25 protein-coding genes are annotated in these 24,577 nt (G+C 44.4%); 6 read left to right on the top strand and 19 right to left on the bottom strand.

The genetic code is table 11. The features are described 5' to 3' along the window. Positions 1-4 precede the first annotated feature (4 nt). Positions 5-775, top strand: coding sequence for an amino acid ABC transporter permease (locus tag AB2J24_RS15860; RefSeq protein ID WP_162653467.1), 771 nt, complete (start codon positions 5-7; stop codon positions 773-775). Positions 776-831: 56 nt separating this feature from the next. Here the strand turns inward: AB2J24_RS15860 and AB2J24_RS15855 are convergent, their stop codons facing one another. Continuing rightward, a complete protein-coding gene (locus AB2J24_RS15855) occupies positions 832-2,334 on the bottom strand; it encodes a CoA-acylating methylmalonate-semialdehyde dehydrogenase (protein ID WP_162653468.1) in 1,503 nt (500 codons plus the stop codon). A gap of 96 nt (positions 2,335-2,430) precedes the next feature. Between AB2J24_RS15855 and AB2J24_RS15850 the strand changes: the two genes are divergently transcribed. After that, positions 2,431-3,330: a LysR family transcriptional regulator gene (locus AB2J24_RS15850; protein ID WP_367386167.1), complete on the top strand. Its 900-nt coding sequence runs from the start codon at positions 2,431-2,433 to the stop codon at positions 3,328-3,330. 5 nt (positions 3,331-3,335) lie between these two features. Here AB2J24_RS15850 and AB2J24_RS15845 read toward each other — a convergent pair whose 3' ends face one another. Genes AB2J24_RS15845 through AB2J24_RS15835 form a run of 3 tightly spaced genes read right to left on the bottom strand, consistent with a single transcriptional unit; the run spans position 3,336 to position 6,960 of the window. After that, on the bottom strand, positions 3,336-5,066 hold the full coding sequence (locus AB2J24_RS15845) for a dipeptide ABC transporter ATP-binding protein (protein ID WP_367386166.1): 1,731 nt from the start codon (positions 5,064-5,066) through the stop codon (positions 3,336-3,338). Next, complete coding sequence (locus tag AB2J24_RS15840; RefSeq protein ID WP_367386165.1) at positions 5,066-5,983, bottom strand: ABC transporter permease; 918 nt, start codon at positions 5,981-5,983, stop codon at positions 5,066-5,068. The genes AB2J24_RS15845 and AB2J24_RS15840 overlap by 1 nt, the downstream gene beginning before the upstream one ends. Continuing rightward, positions 5,983-6,960: an ABC transporter permease gene (locus tag AB2J24_RS15835; protein ID WP_367386164.1), complete on the bottom strand. Its 978-nt coding sequence runs from the start codon at positions 6,958-6,960 to the stop codon at positions 5,983-5,985. Before AB2J24_RS15835 ends, AB2J24_RS15840 begins: the two co-directional genes overlap by 1 nt. A gap of 135 nt (positions 6,961-7,095) precedes the next feature. Here AB2J24_RS15835 and AB2J24_RS15830 point away from each other — a divergent pair, with 135 nt between their 5' ends. Beyond that, positions 7,096-8,670, top strand: coding sequence for an ABC transporter substrate-binding protein (locus AB2J24_RS15830; RefSeq protein WP_367386163.1), 1,575 nt, complete (start codon positions 7,096-7,098; stop codon positions 8,668-8,670). A 47-nt stretch (positions 8,671-8,717) separates the two neighbouring features. Here AB2J24_RS15830 and AB2J24_RS15825 read toward each other — a convergent pair whose 3' ends face one another. After that, complete coding sequence (locus tag AB2J24_RS15825; protein ID WP_367386162.1) at positions 8,718-9,911, bottom strand: alpha-D-ribose 1-methylphosphonate 5-triphosphate diphosphatase; 1,194 nt, start codon at positions 9,909-9,911, stop codon at positions 8,718-8,720. 74 nt (positions 9,912-9,985) lie between these two features. Here AB2J24_RS15825 and AB2J24_RS15820 point away from each other — a divergent pair, with 74 nt between their 5' ends. Next, positions 9,986-10,681, top strand: a complete 696-nt coding sequence (locus AB2J24_RS15820) for a DUF1045 domain-containing protein (protein WP_367386161.1) — start codon at positions 9,986-9,988, stop codon at positions 10,679-10,681. Here the strand turns inward: AB2J24_RS15820 and phnN are convergent. From phnN to phnG, 7 genes are read right to left on the bottom strand one after another with little or no spacing between them, the layout of a single operon-like run. Continuing rightward, positions 10,650-11,210 carry a phosphonate metabolism protein/1,5-bisphosphokinase (PRPP-forming) PhnN gene (phnN, locus tag AB2J24_RS15815; protein WP_197742836.1) on the bottom strand — a complete coding sequence of 187 codons (561 nt, stop codon included), beginning with the start codon at positions 11,208-11,210 and terminating at the stop codon, positions 10,650-10,652. The two genes, AB2J24_RS15820 and phnN, sit on opposite strands and share 32 nt — an antisense overlap. Continuing rightward, the gene (gene phnL / locus AB2J24_RS15810; protein ID WP_367386160.1) at positions 11,210-11,893 is read right to left on the bottom strand and encodes a phosphonate C-P lyase system protein PhnL; all 684 of its coding nucleotides are present in this window, start codon (positions 11,891-11,893) and stop codon (positions 11,210-11,212) included. The genes phnN and phnL overlap by 1 nt, the downstream gene beginning before the upstream one ends. Position 11,894: 1 nt before the next feature. Next, positions 11,895-12,665 carry a phosphonate C-P lyase system protein PhnK gene (phnK, locus tag AB2J24_RS15805; RefSeq protein WP_162653476.1) on the bottom strand — a complete coding sequence of 257 codons (771 nt, stop codon included), beginning with the start codon at positions 12,663-12,665 and terminating at the stop codon, positions 11,895-11,897. Next, entirely contained in the window at positions 12,662-13,540 is an 879-nt protein-coding gene (locus tag AB2J24_RS15800) for an alpha-D-ribose 1-methylphosphonate 5-phosphate C-P-lyase PhnJ (RefSeq protein ID WP_162653477.1), read from the bottom strand. The genes phnK and AB2J24_RS15800 overlap by 4 nt, the downstream gene beginning before the upstream one ends. Next, the gene (locus tag AB2J24_RS15795; RefSeq protein ID WP_367386159.1) at positions 13,537-14,709 is read right to left on the bottom strand and encodes a carbon-phosphorus lyase complex subunit PhnI; all 1,173 of its coding nucleotides are present in this window, start codon (positions 14,707-14,709) and stop codon (positions 13,537-13,539) included. The genes AB2J24_RS15800 and AB2J24_RS15795 overlap by 4 nt, the downstream gene beginning before the upstream one ends. Further along, a complete protein-coding gene (gene phnH / locus AB2J24_RS15790) occupies positions 14,709-15,290 on the bottom strand; it encodes a phosphonate C-P lyase system protein PhnH (protein WP_367386158.1) in 582 nt (193 codons plus the stop codon). The genes AB2J24_RS15795 and phnH overlap by 1 nt, the downstream gene beginning before the upstream one ends. Beyond that, positions 15,287-15,715, bottom strand: a complete 429-nt coding sequence (gene phnG, locus AB2J24_RS15785) for a phosphonate C-P lyase system protein PhnG (protein WP_420883665.1) — start codon at positions 15,713-15,715, stop codon at positions 15,287-15,289. The genes phnH and phnG overlap by 4 nt, the downstream gene beginning before the upstream one ends. Positions 15,716-15,844: 129 nt before the next feature. Between phnG and phnF the strand changes: the two genes are divergently transcribed. Then, a complete protein-coding gene (gene phnF, locus AB2J24_RS15780) occupies positions 15,845-16,609 on the top strand; it encodes a phosphonate metabolism transcriptional regulator PhnF (RefSeq protein ID WP_162653481.1) in 765 nt (254 codons plus the stop codon). Positions 16,610-16,676: 67 nt separating this feature from the next. Further along, positions 16,677-17,903 (top strand): glycerophosphodiester phosphodiesterase family protein, encoded by a 1,227-nt coding sequence (locus AB2J24_RS15775; protein WP_367386157.1) that lies wholly within the window; start codon positions 16,677-16,679, stop codon positions 17,901-17,903. A 70-nt stretch (positions 17,904-17,973) separates the two neighbouring features. Here the strand turns inward: AB2J24_RS15775 and AB2J24_RS15770 are convergent, their stop codons facing one another. The 7 genes from AB2J24_RS15770 to AB2J24_RS15740 all read right to left on the bottom strand — a co-directional run bounded on the left by AB2J24_RS15770 (position 17,974) and on the right by AB2J24_RS15740 (position 24,132). Continuing rightward, on the bottom strand, positions 17,974-18,588 hold the full coding sequence (locus AB2J24_RS15770) for a chloramphenicol acetyltransferase (RefSeq protein ID WP_367386156.1): 615 nt from the start codon (positions 18,586-18,588) through the stop codon (positions 17,974-17,976). A 2-nt stretch (positions 18,589-18,590) separates the two neighbouring features. Continuing rightward, positions 18,591-19,268 carry an SDR family NAD(P)-dependent oxidoreductase gene (locus AB2J24_RS15765; RefSeq protein ID WP_367386155.1) on the bottom strand — a complete coding sequence of 226 codons (678 nt, stop codon included), beginning with the start codon at positions 19,266-19,268 and terminating at the stop codon, positions 18,591-18,593. Positions 19,269-19,271: 3 nt separating this feature from the next. Beyond that, entirely contained in the window at positions 19,272-20,612 is a 1,341-nt protein-coding gene (phnE, locus tag AB2J24_RS15760) for a phosphonate ABC transporter, permease protein PhnE (RefSeq protein WP_367386154.1), read from the bottom strand. Further along, positions 20,609-21,475 (bottom strand): phosphonate ABC transporter, permease protein PhnE, encoded by an 867-nt coding sequence (gene phnE / locus AB2J24_RS15755; protein WP_367386153.1) that lies wholly within the window; start codon positions 21,473-21,475, stop codon positions 20,609-20,611. Before phnE (AB2J24_RS15755) ends, phnE (AB2J24_RS15760) begins: the two co-directional genes overlap by 4 nt. 82 nt (positions 21,476-21,557) lie before the next feature. Beyond that, complete coding sequence (gene phnD / locus AB2J24_RS15750; protein WP_367386152.1) at positions 21,558-22,469, bottom strand: phosphonate ABC transporter substrate-binding protein; 912 nt, start codon at positions 22,467-22,469, stop codon at positions 21,558-21,560. 58 nt (positions 22,470-22,527) lie between these two features. Further along, a complete protein-coding gene (gene phnC / locus AB2J24_RS15745) occupies positions 22,528-23,340 on the bottom strand; it encodes a phosphonate ABC transporter ATP-binding protein (protein WP_367386258.1) in 813 nt (270 codons plus the stop codon). A 189-nt stretch (positions 23,341-23,529) separates the two neighbouring features. Beyond that, the gene (locus tag AB2J24_RS15740; protein ID WP_162653488.1) at positions 23,530-24,132 is read right to left on the bottom strand and encodes a hypothetical protein; all 603 of its coding nucleotides are present in this window, start codon (positions 24,130-24,132) and stop codon (positions 23,530-23,532) included. Positions 24,133-24,577 lie beyond the last annotated feature (445 nt).

Raw genomic sequence — 24,577 nt, 5'->3', positions numbered from 1 at the left:
CCCAATGAAAATAAAAGTCATTCTCTCATTCATTGCCATCTTGTCCCTAACAGGCTGTGCTTCAAATTCTGGAAATTGGGGGTGGTATGTCATCGATCCCACGACACCCAACGGCTATACCAACATCAAATTCTTGTTAAACGGCTTTGGCTCGACAATCTTGTTATCAGTGATTGCGGCCATACTATCGATGGTTATTGGTATGGTCGTGGCATTGCCGGGTATGTCTGGCAATCGATGGGTGCGTTTGCCATCGCGAACCTACATCGAATTTGTACGGGCAATTCCGCTATTGCCGATGCTTTTCTGGGTTTTTTACGGACTTCCGGTCGTGCTAAAATCAATAGGAATTAACATAAGCATAGATGCCTTCTGGGGCGCCATTATCACATTGGCCATATCTGACAGTGCCTTTACCGCCGAGATCTATCGCTCGGGCATCCAGTCGATAAGCAAGGGGCAGACGGAAGCTGCAAAAACGGTTGGACTAAACTACGCGCAAACCATGCGTTATGTTGTACTACCACAAGCTATCAGACGCATCCTGCCGCCATTGGCAAATCAATTCATCTACATTGTTAAAATGTCCGCATTTGCATCTGTCATCGGAATGCAAGAGCTCACCCGCCGTGCCAACGAACTTGTGGTGACCGAATATCGCCCACTGGAAATTTATACGCTTTTGATTTTAGAATATCTGGTTCTGGTACTTATCATAAGTTTTTTTGTTCGATGGCTAGAACGCAAAATGGGCTCCGATGAAAGCAAACAATAACAAAAACGGCAGCTAAAAATAGCTGCCGTTCTACATTTATATTTATTGAAATAACTCTAGCCAAGAGTTGGCATTGTAAATTCAGGATCAGACCTCTGACCAGACGGCCAACGTGTTGTCGTGGTTTTAATTCGAGTATAAAACCGAACACCTTCCATTCCGTGCATATGATGATCGCCAAAGATGGAAGCTTTCCATCCACCGAAACTATGAAACGCCATCGGCACTGGGATCGGAACATTGATCCCAACCATTCCAACTTCAATGTCTTGACTAAAGTTCCGCGCTACATCCCCATCACGGGTAAATACCGCAGTACCATTGGCATATTCATGACCATGGATAAGATCAACTGCTTCTTGATAAGATTTTTTACGCACTACTGACAAAACAGGGCCGAATATTTCTTCCTTATAGCAGGTCATATCTTCGGTCACATTATCAAGCAAAGTTCCTCCGATGAAATATCCATCTTCATATCCCTGCATATCCTGCTTAAAGGTACGGCCATCGACAACAACTTTTGCGCCTTGTGCTTCACCACTATCGATATAGCCACGAACTTTATTAAGGTGCTGCTCGGTTACCAACGGTCCCATTTCAGAAGTTCTATCGGCAGCTGGGCCAACTTTAAGTGCTTTAATCTGAGGTTCCAGCTTTTCTATCAGCGCATCAGCCACCGCATCCGTTACAGGAACCGCAACAGAAATAGCCATGCAACGTTCACCAGCAGAGCCGTATCCTGCACCCATTAGCGCACTTGCCGCCATGTCTAAATCAGCATCCGGCATAATGATCATATGATTTTTGGCACCACCAAGCGCCTGAACGCGCTTACCATTACTTGTACCAGTTTGATAAATATATTGCGCAATCGGCGTTGAACCAACAAAACTAACAGCTTTGACATCTGCATTGGTCAAAAGCGCATCAACAGCCTCTTTATCGCCTTGCACAACATTAAATACGCCATCTGGCAGACCAGCTTCTTTCAGCCATTCAGCCATTAATAATGAAACAGACGGATCACGTTCAGATGGTTTGAGAACAAATGTGTTACCAGTCACCAATGCGATAGGCCACATCCACATAGGAACCATTGCCGGAAAGTTAAATGGTGTAATCCCTGCACAAACACCCAGTGATTGGCGGATCATATGACTATCAACACCAGTACCGACATTCTCAGAAAATTCGCCCTTTAAGAAACTTGGTGCGCTTGTCGCAAATTCGACAACTTCCAAACCGCGTGTCACTTCACCCAAAGCATCATCATGGGTTTTGCCATGTTCAGATGAGATTGCCTCTGCCATTTGATCCGCGCGTTCCCACAAAATGGACTTAAAACGATCCATTATTCGAGCGCGACGTAATGCTGGTGTTTTCGACCACTCAGGCCAAGCAGCTTTAGCAGCAGCAACAACTGCATCGACTTCGGCAGATGAAGCAAGCGCGACAGTCTTTTCCGACGTTCCTGTAGCAGGGTTAAATACGGGCTGCGAACGTCCGGATGTACCAGCAACGAAAGCACCATTCATAAAATGAGCAATCTCAGTCATATTATTCTCCTTTGGTTGCCGCCAACTTATCGACATTTAATATCCGCGTATATATACAATAAGCATGACTTGATATTCATAAATGTAGGTAACATCATGAACTGGGACGATGCAAAATACTTCTTAGCAGTCGCACGCGCAGGCCAAATGTTAAGTGCCGCAAGTCGGTTGGGTGTAAGCCAAGCTACGTTAAGTCGCCGTATAACATCGCTCGAACAGGCTTTGGACTGCAGATTATTTGATCGCAGCACCGGTGGCTGCATTTTGACCAATAACGGCAATATGCTTTTAGAGGTAGCTGAGCGAATAGAAGCAGAGTTCATCAACGTTCCCACATTGGTAAGGGGTTCCCAAAGTGATGTTTCAGGCACAGTTCGAATTGGTGCACCCGATGGTTTCGGCGTGGCTTTTCTATCCCGACACCTGCATCATTTAACGACGGAAAACCCTGACCTTGATGTCCAACTTGTTCCCATTCCCCGGAGCTTTTCCTTATCACAACGGGAAGCTGATATTGCCGTTATGGTAGGGCGGCCAGAAAAGGGACGCCTGCTTTCACGAAAATTAGTAGATTACTCGCTTGGGCTTTATGCATCCAAAGCCTATCTGGAGCAGTCGGGAGTACCCACCACCTTAGCTGATTTATCAGAACACAAACTTATCGGATATGTAGAGGATCTCATCTTTGCACCTGCACTAAACTATACCTCTGACTTCTTACGCGGTTGGCATTCCAAAATTGAGATATCCAGCGCTCTGGGTCAGTTCGAGGCTGTTAAATCAGGTGCCGGAATTGGCGTCCTGCATGATTTCATGGCATTATCCGACGAAAGCATAGTGCGCCTATTCCCGCAAAACTCAGTCCACCGCAGCTACTACACCGTTTGGCATGAAAGTATGAAAAACACACGCCGAATTGCCACCGTTGCTCAATTTCTTGATAAAATTGCACTCACCAATAAATCACTCTTTTGTCCAGAGTTTGCAAACTCATAAAACATCTAGCTGCGAATAAATTCAACCGATGGCGTTTGCTGTAAAAGGGAAATACTATAGTCCGCCGTGGGGCCAGCAAAAAACGCCTCAACATCGCCAGTCTCAACCAGAGTGCCATTCTTCAAGACAGCAACTCGGTCAGACATTTGCCTGATCACCGCCAAATTGTGACTTATAAACAAGATCGAAAGCCCGAAACTATCTTGAATATCTTTCAAGAGGTTGAGCATCTGGGCTTGTATTGAAACATCAAGCGCTGACGTGGGTTCATCGCAAATTAAAAACTCTGGTCGAGCAACAAGCGCACGCGCCACTGCGATACGCTGGCGTTGCCCGCCAGAAAATTGGTGCGGAAATTTCAACATGGCTCGTTGGGGCATTTCAACAAGCTCCAATACCGAGGCAATGATCTTACGTCTTTCCTCATTATCAGATGCAAGCTTAAAAAAACGAATAGGCTCACCTATGATATTCTCAACACTTCGACGATTATTAAGTGACGAGTAAGGATCTTGAAAAATCATCTGGATTTTTCGACGTGCATCATGATCTCGCGGACGACGGCGACCATAGCCCAATGCCTCTCCTTCAAACTCTATTGTGCCCGCGGAAGGTTTAACAAGACCGACAATTGATTTTGCAAGAGTAGATTTTCCAGACCCACTCTCACCGATAACACCAACTGTTTCACCACGCCGAACTTCCAAGGACACATCCTTTAGCGCTTTAAAGCCAATTTTCTTCTGCCATACAAATGGAGCCTGCGAATGAAAAGTTACATCTACATTTTGAACCGATAAAACAATATCCGTATTTGCCTCAGATCTTGAGCCACTAAGGAGCCAATCAGAGGCGAATTCCGATGAGGCACCTTCAACGCGCCAGAGGAGTTCTGGTGTTGAAAGCTCAGGTTTGTCTGCCAGAATATTTGTAAACCGATCGAGTTTCTGACCAAGCTGCGGGACTGCGGCCATCAACGCTTTAGTGTATTCTTCTGAAGGTGATTGCAACACTTGTTGCGTGGGGCCACTTTCCACTAATTCGCCATTACGAAGAACAGTTACATTATCGGTTATCTTCGCAATTACACCGATATCGTGCGTGATAAGAATGAAACCGACTTTTCGCTTATCGGCAAGTTCTCTTATCAAATCCAATATTTGGTTTTGAATGGCAACATCAAGAGCCGTTGTTGGCTCATCGGCAACAATTAAGTCGGGATTGGTACAAAGCGCCAAAGCAATAACAACACGCTGCCTCATTCCTCCAGAAAACTGGTGCGGATAGTCGCCCATCCGCGCTTCGGCATCGTGAATGCCTGTCTCTGCCAGCAATTGAATTGCCTCTTGGCGTGCTTCTTTAACCCCAAGCTTTGAATGTTGCCGAATAGTTTCAATCAACTGATCTTCAATGGTAAGAAGCGGGTTCAAAGACGTTTGAGGGTCCTGAAAAATCATTGAAATTTTTGCGCCACGTATTTTATGATACGCGCTTTGCGATATTGCGCGCAAATCCATCCCTTGAAAATCAACAGTACCTTCTGCGATATAACCCGGGTTTGGAATAAGCCCAATGATCGCCGCACCAATGGTTGATTTACCCGCGCCAGACTCACCAACAAGACCATGAATTTCGCCAGGCTCCAACGATAGGTTTATATTTTTAATCGCCTGAAAAATCCCAAACCGCGTTGGATATTCAACCGTTAAATTCTGTAGATTCAATAATGCACCCATCAACGAAGCCTCGGATTTAAAACAGTTCGCGCAAAATCACCAAGGATATTGATTGAAATAATAAGAACAATGAGCATCATGGAAGGAAAAACGACAATCCACCACTCGCCGGAAAATATATATTCAGTACCTATGCGAATAAGGGTTCCAAGAGACGGTTGATTTGGCGGAACACCAACACCCAGAAAACTTAATGTTGCCTCCAGTAATATCGCGACAGCTAAATCGACTGTTCCGATAACCAGGAGCGGACCCATAATATTGGGCAATATTGCAACTGCCATAATCCGAATCGGGTGCAGCCCCATAATCTCAGCCGCTTGAACATATTCTTTATTGCGCTCGACAAAGGTTGACGCACGGGCGGTTCGTGCAAAATTAACCCATAGCGAAAGTCCAATTGCTATGGTCAAGACCACGAGCAAAAGGTCTTCATGTTGTTCACGTGGCAAAATCCCCCGAGCAATCCCATCAACCAAAAGCGCAGTTAGAATCGCTGGTAAACTTAACTGGACATCAGCTATTCTCATGATTACTGAATCAAATTTCCCGCCTACATATCCAGCAACTATTCCTAGGCTTGTACCAACCACTGCTGCAAAAATAACGGAAAACAAACCAACCATTAGGGATAGACGCGTGCCATATAATATGGATGAGAATAGATCTCGCCCCTGATCATCCGTTCCAATAAAATAACGAGGATCTCCACCATCCGAAAAACTCGGCGGCAGAAAGCTATCCAGAATATCAAACGTTGCCAGATCATAAGGATCTGTTGGAGAAAGGAGTGGAGCAAAAATTGCAGATAGGATCGAAAGTGCAGCTATAACAAACGCAATCTGACTGATGCGAGAATTTAAAAACAAGTAGATCAGCTCATTTTCCAACTTGATACGCTGCCAGTATTTAATCATTACGCAGCCTCCGCTTTAAGGCGAACACGCGGGTCTATGACGAAATAGAGCACATCTACGATCAGATTGATGATGACGAAAATCAACGCAATCACCACAAGGTAAACAGACATAACTGGAATATCGACATACTTGATACTATCAAGAAACAACAAACCCATACCCGGCCACTGAAACACGCTTTCCGTCACAATAGAAAACGCTATAACACCACCGAATTGTAGGCCAATAATTGTGACAACAGGTATCATCGAATTGCCCAGTGCGTGCCTATAATGCACAGTGCGATAATCAATACCGCGCGCGATCGCAAACTTGATAAAGTCAGTATTCATCACGTCTTGCATTTCAGACCGCACTAAACGCATGGTGAGCGTGAGTTGATAAATCCCGAGAGTGAGAGCCGGTAAAATAAGTGCCCGCAAACCATCAATAGTTAGAAAGTTTGTTCGCCACCAGCCAATTTGAACCGTTTCGCCACGCCCAAAAGTCGGCAACCATCCAAGCTGTACACCAAAAATAAAGATCAGAAATATTCCAATAACAAATGTTGGAATTGATATCCCGATAAGGGTCGAGACTAGAATAGAATTTGCCAAGACACCATCATTCTTAAGCGCTGTGTAAACACCGGCTGGCACTCCAACAATCAGAGATATCAGAAGCGACACGAGGCCAAGTTCAATTGTAGCAGGTATTCTTGCAAGCAACATCTCACCAATCGGCTGGCGCGTGCGATAGGAGAATCCAAATTCACCTTCAACGAGATTGCCCAAAAATCGCAGATATTGTGAAATAATGGGATCATTTAGTCCAAGCTGTTGACGTAAGCGCTCTTGATCTTCAATCGAAGTTTCCTGTCCAACCATCACAGCAACAGGGTCGCCCACAAACCGAAACAAGGCAAATGCCAATAAGCTTACAGCAAGCATGACAAATATTGATTGTATTAAACGTCGAACAACAAAACCTGTCATAAAGCACTCCCAATCGAGTGATCTTGCCAAGTTAAATTGCATTTGGCTAGCGAAATTTTAAACTAGTCACGAGAGATTACATATGCTTAGCTCCCGCTACGCCTCACCCGATCAAAAACCATTAGTGGGAGAACTATGATGAAAATACTAGGCATTTCCGGAGCTGCACTCATTACGCTGTCGCTCTCAGTCAGCTCTTTGTCAGCTGAAACATTTAGATGGGCCGGTAAAACTGACCCGCAAACTATGGATCCGCACGCTGTTAGCTCAGCGCCCGTGCTCGGATTTCTTAATAATATTTACGAAGGCCTTGTTCGCAGAAACAAGCAAATGAAGATCGAAGCATCTCTTGCGGAAAGCTGGGAACCGCTGGGTTTAGATGGCTGGCGCTTTAACCTGCGAAAGGGTGTTAAATTTCAGGACGGATCAGACTTCAATGCAGAAGATGTAATGTTTTCTTATGAGCGCGCTGCCTCGGAAGAATCGGACGTACGCTCCTGGTTTGCAGTTGTATCTGAAGTCATCGTGCAAGATGATTATACAATCGATTTCATGACCAAAGCGCCCAACCCACTCTTTCCAAATAGTATCGCGAATTTCCTGATCATGGATAAGACATGGACGGAGAGCAATGACGCGGCACGACCTTCAAAAGAAGCTGAAAACTTTGCGACACGTAACGCAAACGGAACCGGCGCTTTTGCATTAACATCTCGCGATCCCGGTGTACGCACAACCTTGGCACCATATGCAGGTTGGTGGGGTGAAATGGAAAGCAATGTAACTGAAGCCATCTATACTCCGATTGGCGAGGCTTCAACAGGAATTGCCGCACTTTTGTCCGGCGAAATAGATATGATCGAGCCAATTCCTCTACAAGATGTACCACGCATGAAGCAACGTTCTGGCTTTACTGTGCATGAAGGGGTGGAAGCACGTGTTTTGATGTTTGGTTTCGGTCATGAATCAAATGTGCTTAAATATTCAAATGAAACAAGTGACAAAAATCCGTTTCAGGATGCACGTGTCCGTAAGGCCATCTATCAAGCTATTGATGTGAACGCATTAACAAGCAAAGTTATGCGCGGAACAGCTGCACCAGCATCCCAACTCGTATCTAAAGATATGCAAGGATATTCAACAAGTTTGGCGGATCGCTTTCCACTTGATGTCGAGGCATCTAAGAAATTACTCGCCGAAGCAGGGTATCCAAATGGGTTTTCCTTCGGTCTCATGTGCCCGAATGATCGGTATATAAATGACGAAGCTATTTGTCGTACAACAGCGTCTATGCTCGCAAAAATTGGTGTTGAAGCTAAATTAACAACGATGCCGGTCCGTAGTTATTGGTCCGAACTGCGCGCAGATAATTTCGACATGTATCTTCTTGGATGGGCACCAGGTACATTTGATGCAGAGCAACCATTGCGCTTTCTTGCATCGACGCCAAACAAAGAGAAAAAACTTGGTTCCTGGAACTTCGGCGGTTACTCAAATGCGCGAGTTGATGAATTGCTGCCGATGATACAAACGGAAATTGACGATGCAAAACGTCAAGCTATGATTGATGAAGCTCACAAGCTCATTCAAGATGAAGTTGCTTATATTCCGATGTATGTTCAACCGCTTATCTGGGCGACAAAAGATAATATTTCTTTGACACAACGAACAGATAATTTCTTTATTCTACGCTGGGTAACAGTCAACTAAACCAGAATATACTATCGAATAAAAACCCGCTATATGCGGGTTTTTTATTAAGCGACGCGAACTCCACCAACCCAAAGACCTCTCGTCAGCGGCAAGCTCTCAATAAGGCCGAACCTGAGCAAATCAGCACGCTTTCCAACTTCTAAAACCCCACGATCATCTAAACTTGCTGCTTTTGCAGGAGCGGCAGTTGCTTTGGCTAGACCATTAGCCATATTGCCGCTTTCAAGTCCAAGACGCACGCAAGCAGCGAGAAGAGACGATGGCGCATAATCTGAACTGAATATATCAAGCAAATCATGCTCCACTAACTCATGCGCGGCAACATTGCCGGAGTGAGAACCGCCCCGCAGCAGATTTGGTGCACCCATCATAACACCGATACGACTTGCATTACATTCGCGAGCAGCTTCCAAAGTTGTTGGGAACTCCGCAACACCAACGCCTATTTTAACTGATTCGACAACATCACTTTGTGTTGTATCATCATGGCTGGCGAGAATAGCACCTAGATTACGACCCATCTCTGCTGCTGCCTTATTGTGCTTCTCGCCATTCTCCTGCTGAAGCTTTCTCAATCTACCAAAATGGGCGTAAATTTCATCATCCGTCATAGAGTGTTTGCCGCGGAGATATTCAGCCAGTTTTTCCGTATCACGAAATTGTCTTTGCCCGGGCGTGTGATCCATAAGACTTACAATTCCGACTTGGTCATTTTGATCGAATTCTTCTATTTCTTCGAGAAGCGTTTCAGAACAAATTTCCGCCCGTAGATGCAGAAGGTGGTTTATGCGAAGCATGTTCTGATTGCGCATGAAACTTATATTCGTTGCAACTTCACGCGCATATTTTTTATACCCACCGCGTTTTCCTTCAGATGGAAGTGAACCGACGCGCAATGCATCAAAAACTGTCGTGATTCCTACGCTCGCCAGTTCCGCATCATGTGATGAAATAGCAGCATATGGCGGCCAATGCGCACCGGGGCGTGGCTGTAAGTGCCGCTCCAGATTATCCGTGTGAAGCTCCACAAGTCCGGGAGACAAATAATCCCCTTCGCAATCGATACTATTGCCAGCGCTTATTACACCGGATGTATCAATATCCGCAATCAATCCATTTTCTACACGGAGAGAGCCTTTTACAATCTCATGACCAAGAACAAGATTTGCATTCGTGAAAACAACATCATCTGATGCAAGTAAGTTGTTTTGACTATCTATAACCTGATGATTGTTCATACAAAATCCTATATCGTAATAATGCTGTAATATTACAGTGTTTGATGGGGTTAAACTAAATATGGAACAGTTTTATGACGACTTATAATCGCCTTGCCATTTTTTATGCACCAGCAAGCAAAAGCCCCTTGGCGCAATTTGGCTCTAAATGGTTGGGTTGGGATGTTGAAAAAGCGAGCAATGCCAAGCATCCTGATATCCAGTCTCTTCCAGCACCCATATCGGAAATCGTAGCAACGCCGCAAAAATATGGATTTCATGGTACGTTGAAGGCTCCCTTTAAACTGAACCCAACAAAATCCTGCGATGAATTGCGCACAGCTCTGCAAACATTCTGCAAAAATACACCCAAATTTACCATTGGAAAAATGAAAGTGGCACAGTTGGGAAACTTCGTGGCGATTATTCAAAAAAATCAGTCCATGGAATTGCGCAATTTGGCGGCAACAATTGTCGAGCATTTTGAAGAATTTAGAGCTCCATTGAGCGAAAGCGATATCGCCAAACGTCGAAGGGCTAACCTCACCCAAAGACAGGATGAATTGATGCTTAGATGGGGCTACCCTTACGTTTTTGAAGAATTCAAATTTCATCTCACCCTCACTGGAAGACTTGATGAAAATGACGCAGAAACCACGAAGAACATCTTATCTGAACATCTATCGGACATACTAAGCAAACCACTCAAAGCGGATGATATTTGTCTGTATGGAGAACGTAATGATGGAAAATTTGAAATCATTGAACGGTTTCCTCTTTGCAGCGAATGACTTTTTTAAGCTGGTCCACCGCAACTTGTAGCTCACCATCATTTGAAATCGTCACGACATTACTGCCCACCGGAGCTTTATAATTTGCTCTACTCAAACGATTTTGTACATCATCCGCAGATTCTCGCCCGCGCTCAGTAAGTCGCTTTTCAAGCGTTTCCTGACTTGCCAAAATCATGACAACTTTCAAATCAGGATATTTTTCTTCTGCTGCTGGCAATGCAGCCCTTGAACCATTGAACAAAACAGTTCGCCCTATACGTAAATAATCATCAATTACCGCCGGTACACCATAGTTCAATCCATGAGCTGTCCACTCCAATGCAAACTCTCCATCGGATTGTCGTTGCATAAATTCTTCTTGGCTTACCCCGATAAAGTCCTCCCCCCCAGCGTCACCCGGTCGTGTGATAATACGTTTGGCTAATACAATATCAGGGCATTGAACCTTAAGCGTTTGCATTATTGTGTCTTTACCAACCCCAGACGGGCCGACAATCGCAACGAGTTGTCCTTTGATATCACTCATCATGCGGCAACTTTTGGTGTGAATACTGAAACATCAATTTGCTGATCACAAACCCGGTCTCGAGCCGCTTCATCATGAAAAATACCAATAATCGCGGCACCGCGTGCTTTTGCCTCTTCAATAAGAGATAATACGGTTTCACGGTTCTTAGCATCCAAACTAGCTGTTGGCTCATCCAGCAACATCGCCGGATATGTATGCGCAAAACCGCGTGCGATATTAACGCGCTGCTGCTCACCACCGGAGAATGTGAGTGGCGACAATTGCCATAGATTTTGCGGTATCCGAAGCCTTGCAAGAAGATCTTTAGCACGCGCTTCTGCTACATCCACGTCAACACCAATCTTAAGTAATGGCTCCGCCACAACATTGAGCGTTGAAACACGAGGTACAACGCGCAAGAACTGGCTGACATAACCAAGTGTTGTCTTGCGAAGCTCTATAATATCTCTGGGCTCAGCCTGCACAACATCAAGTTCGCCGATGAGAATTTGCCCATCTTGAGTTAGGTAATTTCCGTAGATCATCCGCATAAGTGTTGATTTACCAGAGCCAGAATTCCCCGTAAGCGCCACGCATTCACCCGCTTTTACAACAAGATTTGCGTCACGCATAACATTGATAGACGTAGCGCCCTGATTATGGAGCGTGAAGGTTTTTGATACGTTCTTAATCTCAATCATATTACACCTGTAGAACCGATGATACGAGCAATTGTGTGTAGGCATGTTGCGGATCGTCTAAAACCTGATCTGTCAAACCGCTTTCAACGACGTGGCCAGATTTCATCACCATCAACCGATCAGCAAGAAGACGTACGACGGCCAAATCATGCGTTACAATGATAGCAGATAATCCAAGCTCTCGGACAAGACTTCGGATTAAATCAAGCAAGCGAGCCTGAACCGATACATCCAACCCACCCGTCGGCTCGTCCATGAACACCAAGCGCGGGCCTGTGATCAAATTTCGTGCAATTTGCAAACGCTGCTGCATACCGCCTGAAAAAGCACTTGGTCGATCGTCGATCCGATCCTCTGAAATTTCAACCTTCTCCAGCCAGTTAATTGACTGCGATCGAATCTGCCCATAGTGCCGATCACCAACCGCCATTAGGCGTTCACCCATATTGCCGCCAGCAGAAATTCCCATGCGCAATCCATCACGGGCATTTTGATGCACAAATGCCCAATCCGTGCGCGACAACATTCTGCGCTCCGGCTCAGACATAAGCAGTGTATCTTTAAGCCCCTCAATGCGAGTGTTGAACAAAACCTCTCCTGCATCAGGTTCGAGATGGCCTGCCATGCAATTCAACAATGTTGATTTTCCAGACCCGCTCTCACCCACAATTCCCATCACTTCACCGGGATAAAGGTCAAAGGACACATCCTTGCAGCCAATTCGATTACCATAATTCTTGGCAATATTTTTCACTTGGAACAAAGGTGTCATAGCACGCTACCTTCCATATCTGACTGAGGAACACCTTCACTTCCAATGAAACCTTGCTGCCGGCGCGTTTCACAATAATCCGTGTCAGAGCAAACAAACATTCTACCACCATCATCATCAATGATCACTTCATCAAGATAAGTGTTATCAGCATCACAAAGCGCACATTTGCCTTCCGCTTTCATTGCTTCAAACGGGTAATCTTCAAAATCGAGACTAACAATTTTTGTATAGGGCGGGATGGCATAAATACGCTGCTCACGCCCCGCACCAAAGAGTTGAATTGCTGACATTTCCAGTTTCGGATTGTCAAATTTTGGAATGGGTGACGGGTCCATAACATAACGCCCTTCTACCTTAACCGGATAAGAATAAGATGTCGCTATTTGCCCATGTTGAGATATATCCTCATAAAGCTTTACATACATAAGACCATATTCTTCGAGCGCATGCATTTTCCGCGTTTCAGTTTCTCGTGGTTCAAGAAAACGAAGCGGTTCGGGGATTGGAACCTGATAAACCAAAACCTGATCCTCACTCAATTCTTCTTCCGGAATCCGGTGCCTTGTTTGAATAAGTGTCGCATCAGATGTTCGACCAGTTGTTTGAACACCTGCGGTCTTTTCAAAAAACTTGCGAATGGATACAGCGTTGGTCGTATCATCTGCACCCTGATCAATCACTTTTAAAACATCATCAGGCATCAAACATGCCGCAGACACCTGCACACCGCCTGTCCCCCAACCATAAGGCATTGGCATTTCACGGCTGGCAAAGGGTACTTGATATCCGGGTATTGCCAATCCTTTTAAAATCGCTCGGCGGATCATCCGTTTTGTTTGCTCGTCAAGATAAGCAAAATTATACTCGTTCATTCTGCTGCCTCCAAATTCGCCTCTTGTTGGGTTTCATTTTCTTGATTTTTCATAGCCTCACTACGAATTTTCCGAATGAGTTCGAGTTCAGATTGGAAATCCACATAATGGGGTAGTTTGATATGCTCCAAGAAACCTGTCGCTTGAATATTATCGCAATGATAAAGGACAAACTCCTCATCCTGCGCAGGCGCACCGACAAAATCTTCACCCAATTCTTTCCATCGAAGTGCGCGATCAACCAGCGCCATCGAGATGGATTTTCGCTCCGATTGTCCAAAAACCAACCCGTATCCACGTGTGAATTGTGGCGGCTCTTTTTTTGAACCTTTAAACTGGTTGACGGTCTCACACTCTGTCACCAGCACTTCGCCAATATCGATAGTAAATCCGAGTTCGGGGATCTCCATCTCCACCGGGCAATAACCAATACGCAATTCACCGACAAACGCATGATTTCGCGCATATCCGCGTTGCGTGGAATAAGCCAAGCCTAAGACAAAACCTTCATCCCCTCGAGTAAGAGCCTGCAATCGTAAAGGGCGTGACGTTGGAAGTTCAAGCGGTTCACGAGTTAAATCTCCCGGTGTTGCGTTACTTTCTACTTCCGTTTGAATGAGGCCATCTTTGTTGAGAAACTCCGTAATATGCGGAATGTCATTTTCGTGATTCCTGTTTGCTTCATTCCCGTTTGCCGCATCATTGTTCTCATAACAAACACTAAGTGCATCAGCCTCTTCTTTCGAAATTATGTCATCACCTTCAGCCGCCAACTTAAAATCAAGAAGCCGGTGCGTGTAATCAAATGTCGGGCCCAAAATCTGTCCGCCAGGGGCGTCCTTGAATGTTGCGGATATGCGCCGTATGCAACTCATTTGGCCCGTCTCTATTGGTTTGGAATAACCAAATCTTGGCAATGTCGTGCGATATGCCCTCATCAGAAAAATGGCTTCGATCAAATCACCACGAGATTGCTTGATCGCGAGTGCGGCTAATTCCTGATCATAAAGCGATCCCTCCGCCATAACGCGCGCTACGGACAAAGCTAGCTGCTCAATGATCTGCGCAAGTGACAAAGCAGGAACTGATCGATCTCCACGACGCTCGTCTGCCAACCATTCATGGGCGGCATCAATGGCACGTTCACCACCTTTTACTGCAACATACATTATGCCACCTCCTCTATGCCGATGACTTTTGCCGTACGGGGTAAAGCTGCAATTTTCGCACCACATGTAAAATAGAAGTCCAAACCAAGCGGGAAAAGTAATGCATTTTTCTGGAAAGCGTCCGTATCCGGTAAGGAAAGATGCTTTACGGTCTCGATACCTGGGCCAGATAATTCCTGACCATGGGAAGTAAGTTCATCCATCTCGACAATCAATGTTGCTGACCTATCTGGATATTGCGAAGTCCCAATCGAATATTGATCTATGGGTAACAAAGAGCTCCAGTTCCCGATCGCAAACATACAAGTTGCAGCATCGGCAAATTGAGCATTGCAGTGAAATGTAATCCATTCTCGCACTGCAGCACTATCATATTCACCCGCTAGAAAAATTGATGTTTGCCCATCACACAATGTCAAAAGCAACGTGCCCATGGCTGGCGACAACGGCTGAGGAGGCGCTGCGACTGCGAGATCTTCAATCAGGCCAGGCCTCGCCATCACGTTCATAATTTTGCGGAATGCCTGTGCTGATTCTACAGGCGCATCAACAAAGCCGCCTTCAAGTGAATTTGTACTCATTGATCTTCCCCCCGAACAAGGGTGAAAAAATCAACTTTGGTTTTTGAGGCTCGCTGATTACGTTTTGCACCAATACCGGAAAGCTCATCTAGAATTGGCTTCAAAACGATATCGGCAAAAACGGTGGCTTTATCACTTTGCATATATGCATCAATAAGTGCGGCCTGCTCTGCCTTCACTTTATCTCGCCCTTGCACGTAAGCATGACCAACGACACCATTTTCAAGCTTCAATGAACATCTGGTGACTGTCATTTCACCAAGATTAAATGCATCGCCTTTTCCACCTGCACGACCTTGCACCATTACACCGCCAATCTCAGGTTTGCGGAGCCATTTAAAATCCGGCGTAAGACCAAGTTCTTCAATCACATTCGAAAATGCAGCTGCCAATGTTGAAGACGGGGCTTTGGCTAGCAAGCTCATCCAATTTTTTCTATCTGCTAAATATTTCATCTAGACAAATTCTCCAATTGTCCATATTACTATACAACTAGACAAATATTGCATGAAATATATGAAATATCCATGCCAATTTTATGAAAGTTATGTGACATGTCGAGAAGCGGCACAAATAACCGAAAATCTAAACCCGTTTGGAAAACCATTGCTGAAATTATTCAAACAGAAATTACAGATGGAATTCACAAACCAGGTGAAAAGCTGCCAACAGAAGCAGCCTTTGTCGAAAGATTTAATGTTAATCGACATACAATTCGCCACGCACTTTCCAGTTTGAACGAAGATGGGATAGTTTTCTCAAAACAAGGATCTGGTGTTTTCGTATCCACTGCTCCAGCCAAATATGAAATCGGAAAACGTGTGAGGTTTCATCAATCAATTGATGGTGAGGGACATAAAGCAAAAAAGGAAACACTTCATGTTGAAACACGGCCTGCAACAAAAGAAGAAGCTCAAGCATTAAAAATCAGTACGACCGACCTGGTACATATCCACGAGGGAATTGCATTTATTGATGATCAACCTGCAGCGCACTTTATATCTGCATATCCGGCAAAAAAACTCCCAAATCTGTTAAACAAATTGGTTGAAACCGGATCTGTAACAAGCGCAATGTCGGTGTGCGGTATTAACGACTATTTTCGAATTGAGACGAGACTTACCGCTGTCCTTTGCAACGCAACAACAGCCATTCATCTAAACTTGAAATCTGGTGCTCCGCTGCTCCGATCTCTGGCATTAAACTGCGATACGAATGGACAAATCATTGAATATGGACGCACATGGTTTTCGGGAAATAATATCGAACTTATCTTCAAAAATGAAGCAAACTCAGAATTTCATAAAACAGTCTCATAAACTTTGACTTAGTGTCACATGTGGGTTCTATCATTCTATAGAAATTTTAAAACCTGGGTGATTTTCAATGATCAAACTGAAAACAACGACAGCAACACTCGCTTGCGCAATTATTACGTCAACAGCATTTGCCGCAGATATTGAATTAGGGCCAAGACCCTTTTATCTGATTGATCAGATGAAACAGAGCGAACTTAAAGAGAAGCTGCTTTCATGTTCCAAGATGGATTTCAAGAAATCTGACTTCTCAATCGGGCATCGCGGCGCTGCAATGCAATTTCCCGAACATACCAAAGAATCCTATAAAGCTGCGGCACGCATGGGCGCAGGCATTGTTGAATGTGACGTCACCTTTACCAAGGATAAGGAACTTGTGTGCCGGCATGCGCAAAACGATCTTCATACAACGACCAATATTCTTGCATCAGATCTCGCGCCACAATGTACATCTGGTTTCATGCCAGCAAATGGCGATAAAAAAGCATCAGCAGAATGCAGAACGTCTGATATCACATTAGCTGAGTTTAAAACACTCAAAGGCAAGATGGATGCGGCAGATCGCTCAGCTAAAGATGTTGCAGCGTATCTGGGTGGAACGGCAGATTGGCGCACTGATCTTTATGCCGCAGAGACCGGCACCCTAATGACGCATGCTCAATCGATTGAGTTGTTCAAATCATTAGATGTTAAGTTTACACCAGAACTCAAATCGCCAGCTGTAGAAATGCCGTTTAATGGTTTTACGCAGGCTGATTACGCCCAGAAGATGATTGATGAATATAAAACAGCTGGCATCCCCGCTTCTGACGTATGGGCACAATCATTTAACCTTGATGATGTTTTATACTGGATCAAAAACGAACCGGAATTTGGCAAACAAGCTGTCTACCTAGATGCGAGTTACAAACGCAAAGATTTCAACGCAAATAATGCTGCAACCTTCAAGCCTTCGATGCAAAAACTCAAAGATTTGGGCGTCAACTATATCGCACCTCCCATGTGGATGCTTATGACCACAAAGGATGGTAAAATCATTCCGTCTGAATATGCAAATAAAGCCAAGGAAGCTGGCCTAAAAATCATCACCTGGACACTTGAACGTTCAGGACCTCTGCAAACAGGTGGCGGCTGGTATTACCAATCCATCAAAGATGTAACAAATACCGACGGCATGTTATTTGAAGTGCTTGATGTTCTAGCTCAGGATGTTGACATCGAAGGTATATTTTCTGATTGGCCTGCAACAGTCACCTACTATGCGAATTGCATGGAGCTGGATAACAAAATTAATTAATCGGAATAACGCATCATCTCAAACACAACGCATGATGATAAATTAAGGCGGGGCATTTGTCCCGTCTTTTCTAGCTTTCGTATTTTTCTAGGAATGCTTCTATATGAAGTAATCTGAAATCCGGCAAAGCATCTTTAAGTTTGTCATGATCCCAATCCCACCAAGACAAAGCCATCAAGCGTTCAGCAATATCATCTTCAAAACGTTTGCGAAGCGGCACCGCAGGAACACCAGCAACAATCATAAACGGCGCTACGTCTTTCGTCACCACGCTACCAGCCGCAACAACTGAACCATGACCAATATTTAACCCTGGCTTGATAATCGCTTGCGCACCTATCCATGTATCGTGGTCAATATGCGTTCGGCGAGCTGTGCGTTTTTCAAAAAAATCTGTCCACGGTTCAACATCATCCCAATAATCATTTGTCCGATAAAGCATATGGTGCATGCTTGCCAATTCCATCGGATGGTCCGTAGGTCCAATTCGTGAAAATGAAGCTATGTTAGAAAACTTACCAATTGTGGTGTTAGCAATATCAGCATAGCGATCTGTATAGGAATAATCGCCCAACTCACTGTTTAGGATACGAGTTCCCTGACCGAGTTCGGTATAACGCCCAAAATTGCTTTTTTTTACATTACATTCCGGATGCAAAAACACTTCTTCTGATAATCTCGCCATGATCAATAGTCTCGCTCTTCACCTGACCAATGAATAAACTGGCCTGAATGATCCACCTGCAAATTTTTCGCAATATTCCAAATACCGACAGCTACGTCCTTAGGGTCGTTATCAGCATCCACTCCACCCATATCCGTCCGTACCCAGCCGGGATCAACAACACAAACGCTAATACCCTCGTCCGCCAAATCAGTTGCCAACCCCTGCATGATTTTATTCAATGCAACTTTTGACGCTCGATAAGCTATCCGATCAGATTTACCATACCCCATCCACGACATTTGACTGGAGATCGAGATTATTCTTCCACCTTCCACCCTGCGCAAAGCGGGTAAGAAGGTCGTTGAAATATTAAGAGGGGCTACAGAATTTATATTGAAAACTCGGAGAAACTCGTCCGTGCTGGCAGAAACTGTGTCCGTATCTTCTGGACCAGTTATGCCCGCATTATTGATAATAATATCCAACTCACTAATCTGCATAGAAGCCGTTAAAATGGCATCTTGATCCGTTACGTCAAAGATCAAAGGTACAAACTGGCTACCAAACTCCGTAGCTAAATAATCCGCGTCACTCGCAGAGCGAACGCTGCCATAGACTTTAAACCCATCATCTAAAGCAACACGTGCGAGCTCAAAACCAATTCCGCGCGCAACTCCTGTAATGAGTGCAGAAGGCATGTTTTACCCCTTTCCACCAATCAGTTTCCTGCGGAGCCAGCCAGAAATCGTATCCATCATCATCACCATAAGAATAATGAGAATGATGTAATAGCTAACCTCTTCCCAATCCTTGCCAGTGATAATGGCTTGAGTCAGTTGCAGACCGATACCGCCACCAACAATCGCACCGATGACTGTAGCACTGCGCGTGTTGGATTCTAAATAATAAAGAATTTGACTAAGAAAAACCGGGATCAATTGAGGGATCACGCCAAAACGATAACGCTGCAATGGCTTAGCACCTGTTGATCGAATGCCTTCAATTTGCTTCTCATCAACGTTTTCCAAACTCTCGGAGAACATCTTCCCAAATGTTCCCGTATCAGTTAACAAAATCGCGAGCGCACCGGTTAACGGCCCGGGACCGAATGCACGAGACAATATGATGGTCCAAATAAGTCCGTCCACACCGCGTAGAAAATCAAATACGCGACGTAGGGAAAAACGCGTCAACCAAATCGGTGAAAAGTTTTTTGCAGCCATAAATGCCAAAGGTAGCGCAATCAATGCACCGCCAACAGTGCCCAAAAATGCCATGAGGATCGTTTCAAACAACGCCCATGCAACATCGGAATGGCGCCACATTGGATTATACCAAAAATCATTCCAGATGGCGCTCGCATTGCTTCTAACAGGATCAATTTGATCTGATGAAAATGCTGACCCAACAATCTCGGTGAAACTCATATCGTAGAATGGACTATCGAGTGTAAAGAAAAACATCTCCCAACCAAAAAAGTAACGAAAGACTTGCGTTTTTGTTTTTGTAACACTTACACGGCCAGCATCAGTTGTTATTGTTACACGCGTTTTAGATGCATTGATAAAATCAGGAATATCTTCACTTGGTAACTTAAGATCGACCCCTGATCTCTTTGGCTGCACCTCAACCAAACCATAGTTCGGAATATCATAGTAAACAGTCTTCCCAACAAACTCGATCGCATGTTCCGGCGCTAATGAAACCGTCGCATTGTCGCCATTGATTGCTACCCAATCAGGCGTAACCCCTTTTTTGTAGCGTCCCTTTTTCTCGCCTTCTATGGCAATAGAAAAATCCTCTGCTCCGCGATTGGATTTCAAAACATGGGTTTTATAAGAATAAGTATCAGCTAGAAGTGTTGCTGCCTTATCCAATTTAGCGCGTTCTGATATCCCTGCAAAATCAAATGAAATTGCTATGTAGATGAAATATGCAACGATCAATAATGGAGCGCCAAAAGCAATAATCTTCTTTCGCGCGAAATTATCTTCGACAAGGTTTCTAATATCTAATTTATTATCAGCGGTGATTGTACTCATCGGCTTTCTCCAACGAGTTTATTTCTTGCATAGCTGGATACCTGATCAACAAGTACAATTGTCAGGAACAATAAAATGAAAATAACAGCAGCTTCATCATACCTGCCTTTGCCCCAGCTCATCGCATTTTTCAATTCATAACCAATTCCGCCCGACCCAACAAAACCTAGAATGGCAGAGGCACGAATATTTATTTCAAAACGTAGAAGAGCATAACTCAAGTAATTCGGAATCACCTGTGGGATGATACCGAGCCACATGCGCTGGAACCATGTCGCCCCAACAGATTGGAGACCTTCCACCGACTTAATATCTGCATTTTCATTAACCTCGGAAAATAACTTTCCCAAAGCTCCAACTGTGTGAAATGCAATCGCAATCATGGCAGGAACCGGTCCACCTCCCATAATAAAGATCAAAACGAGCGCGATAACAATTTCTGGCATCGAACGCAAAATATCCATTGAGCGACGAAACACAGGAATTAGTCTTGGCCATTTCGCGAGCCCACGAGTTGCGAGCAGTGAGATAAATACGGCAAAAATCGCACCGATAAGCGTTGCTGCACCTGCGATGTTTATTGTTTCTAGTAAGCTGGGCAGAAAACGCAGAAAATGGGCCGGAAATTGTACCAGTTTTTCACTTGCATCGGCTAGCATCTCATCTGGAAAATCAAAAATATTGGGCAAACCATCCCAAAAACCGCCTGCGTTTCGATCATTGGCTGTCATGAAGCCGCCGACAAGAAGTGCAACGAACACTGCCAATAAAATTGCATTATAAATTTGCTTACGCTGAACTTGTGCTAAATATTTTTCACGCAATTCAGTCGTTGCGGAGTTTGATATTGTTTGAGATGACATAAGCTATCTTTAACGAGAGATGTAGGTATTAAAACAAAGGACCACCCTGTTAAGAGTGGCCCTCAAAAGCGCTGAAAATCGATTAGTTTGATTTCAATTTGCGAGCTTCGATAATGACTTCATAAGCATCATGCGTGATTGGCATGAAGCCTTTTGTTTCACCTTTAGCAATCCCATACGCACACTCTGGATCGATAGATTGTAGAGATGCGAGAAGTCCTGTCATTTTTACCTTAACATCACTTGGCAAAGTTTTACGGAGCACAATCGGACCTTCAGGGATTGTTTCTGACTGCCAGATTTTGACCATGTCATTCATGTCAACCAAACCGGCATCAACGGCCTTGCGAAGCGCACCTGAATTGTATCCGTCTTCCCATTCGCCAAGGCCATCAGCCCAGGTTACACCGCCGGCGATTTCACCATTTGCAACAGCAACAATTGTTTGCTCATGACCGCCAGTGAATTTCACTTCACCGAAATAGTCACCTGACTCCATCGTAGCATTGATTTTCTGCGGAATTTCAATGGAAGGAATTAGATAGCCAGATGTTGAATTTGGATCACCAAAGCCAAATGTTTTCCCTTTAAGGTCTTCAAGTGACTTCACGCCTGAATCTTTACGTGCAAAACCAACTGAATAATAACCATATCCACCATCAACATTGACTTTAACCAGCACAGGCTCAACAGCTTCTGGATCAGAAAGATACGTTTTTGCATAACCAGACGCACCAAGCCAAGCCATGTCAATTGTACCGCCAAGTAGGCCTTGAATCACGCCAGCATAATCAGCAGGTGCGAACAACTTAACATCAACCCCAAGCAGCTCTTTTGCTTTATCGGCAAGACACTGATTATCATTCATACGGTCTTGCGCATTTTCACCACCGAGGATGCCGATGCGGAATTCGGAAATTTTTTCCATGCTGTCAGCAAATGCTGCACCTGTCATGAGTGTCGTTGCCATTAGGGCAATAGCTATTTTTTTCATTATCTAATTTCTCCATTAAAGACATAAAAAACCCCGTACATTTCGGGGCTGGGTCATATCATGCAAGCGTTTCTAGCTTGTGATTAGTCTGGGCAAGTGTCTCAACGCTTGTTGAAGTTGCCGATTCTGAAAAGCTCTCATCAGCACCATAAATTTCACGCGCTGCACCAGCGGTGAGTTCTGCGCCTGCGCCATCAAAGACGATTTTGCCATCACGCATACCAATAACGCGATCGCAATATTTGCGTGCAGTATCAAGTGTGTGAAGATTACATATGACGAGACGTCCATCTTCATCATGGATACGCCTTAGGCTATCCATAACGATCTGTGCATTCATCGGGTCAAGCGATGCGATAGGCTCATCTGCCAAAACAATTTGCGGGTCTTGCATCAATGCTCTTGCTATTGCGACACGTTGCTGCTGACCGCCTGAAAGCGCTTCCGCCCGCTTAATTGCATGCTCTTCAATTCCAAGTCGTTCAAGAAGATCGAGCGCTGTGTGTATATCGCTCTTTGGATAAAGATTAAACATCGTTGCTAGTGTATTGCGTCTGTTTAACGTTCCATGAAGAACATTGGATACAACATCCAAACGCGGCACCAAATTGAACTGCTGAAAAATCATAGCGCAATCGGATTGCCATTTACGTTTCCCTGCGCCCTCCAACTTTGTGATATCCTTTCCATTAAAAAGGATCGAACCTTCTGTTGGGTCCGCCAGGCGATTTAGCATTCGAAGAACAGTTGATTTCCCTGCGCCCGAGCGTCCAACAATTCCAATGAACTGATCGCGCTCGACAGTAAATTTTACTTTATCTACCGCTGTGGCGGGTCCGAATTTTTTTATCACATCACGAAATTCAAGCAGCATGTACAAAGTCCCTGGTTCATCTCAAGCGAACACTAAGGCCTTCCCGTCTCAATTTGATGACGGATTTAATACAAATACATGACTAACTAAATAGCTGGTAAGCTCACTCCACAGAGTAGGCAAGAGTTGCCAAATCTCACCCTTGGCTAATGAGATACAAACTTAAAATACATATATTTCTGCAGTTTAATGGAATTTAATGCTGCGATAAAATGCAAGGATAGAATTTTTACGTAACTCTGCATCCGCACCTGTTGGACGCCCTTCAGCGCCAATTAGCATTTTTTCAGTACGTATTCTCTCAAAAACAACATAACCATACCCATCTTTTAGAAAATTAAGCGTGCCATAAAATGTATTCGGTTTAACAAGAAGCCCTGCCGGCTGCCCCTCCAAAACTGTAAAATATACGCGTCTACCGTCTAGCTCTATCCATTCACTACTAATCGTGCTCACTTCTATGCCAGCATATCCTTTTCTCCAAAAATCATATCCGCTTTTAATTATGTTGTCTTTGGTTAATTCGGAGGTTTCTTCATCAACATTCGCGACGCGATTGTAGCTCACTCCACGAACTTCCAGAGGTTTGGGCAAGGAATTTACAGCTACATACTCTCCCAACGCATGTGTACCATCAAAAATTTTAGCTCCGTCAGGAACAGGTATCGTAAATTTTTGGGTAGATGATTGATATATCCCACTTTCAAGACTACCCTGCTCAATGGAGTTAACAGCACAACCAGAGGCTAATAGAGTAACGGCTATTAATGATAAGTAAAACTTCAACATCTTTAAGTTCTCCTGATGTAAGACTATTTAGCAATAGTCTTAGCAGGTAATCAATACTGGAATGAATTTTGAATGTATCGGTAGGATTTATCTAACTGTTTTCAATAATTTGGATGCGCGATCATTTTCTCAGCTATCAGCTACCCTATGTTTCATAACTACCAGACACAAAAAAGCCCTCACGTTTTACGGTGAGGGCTTTTTATGTTTTGATTGCGGGAGTAGGATTTACATTTTCTGTCCCAATGCGTCGTGCAAAGCCCTCCTATTGGGCCCCTGATTAGGTGTCAAAATACTGGATCCCAGCATCTAAATGCCAAAAGCCCGTCAAATTGACGGGCTAATTGGGCAAGTTATGTGCCATAGCTCTCATACGTTACTAGGGTAACGTATTGTCGCTGTTGGTTTATTTCTACATCTGGTTATGTAGTATCTCAATTTTATA

Origin of the sequence: Lentilitoribacter sp. EG35 (assembly GCF_040784015.1) — a bacterium.
Lineage (GTDB): Bacteria > Pseudomonadota > Alphaproteobacteria > Rhizobiales > Rhizobiaceae > Lentilitoribacter.
This window is presented reverse-complemented; position numbering and strand designations above follow the sequence as displayed.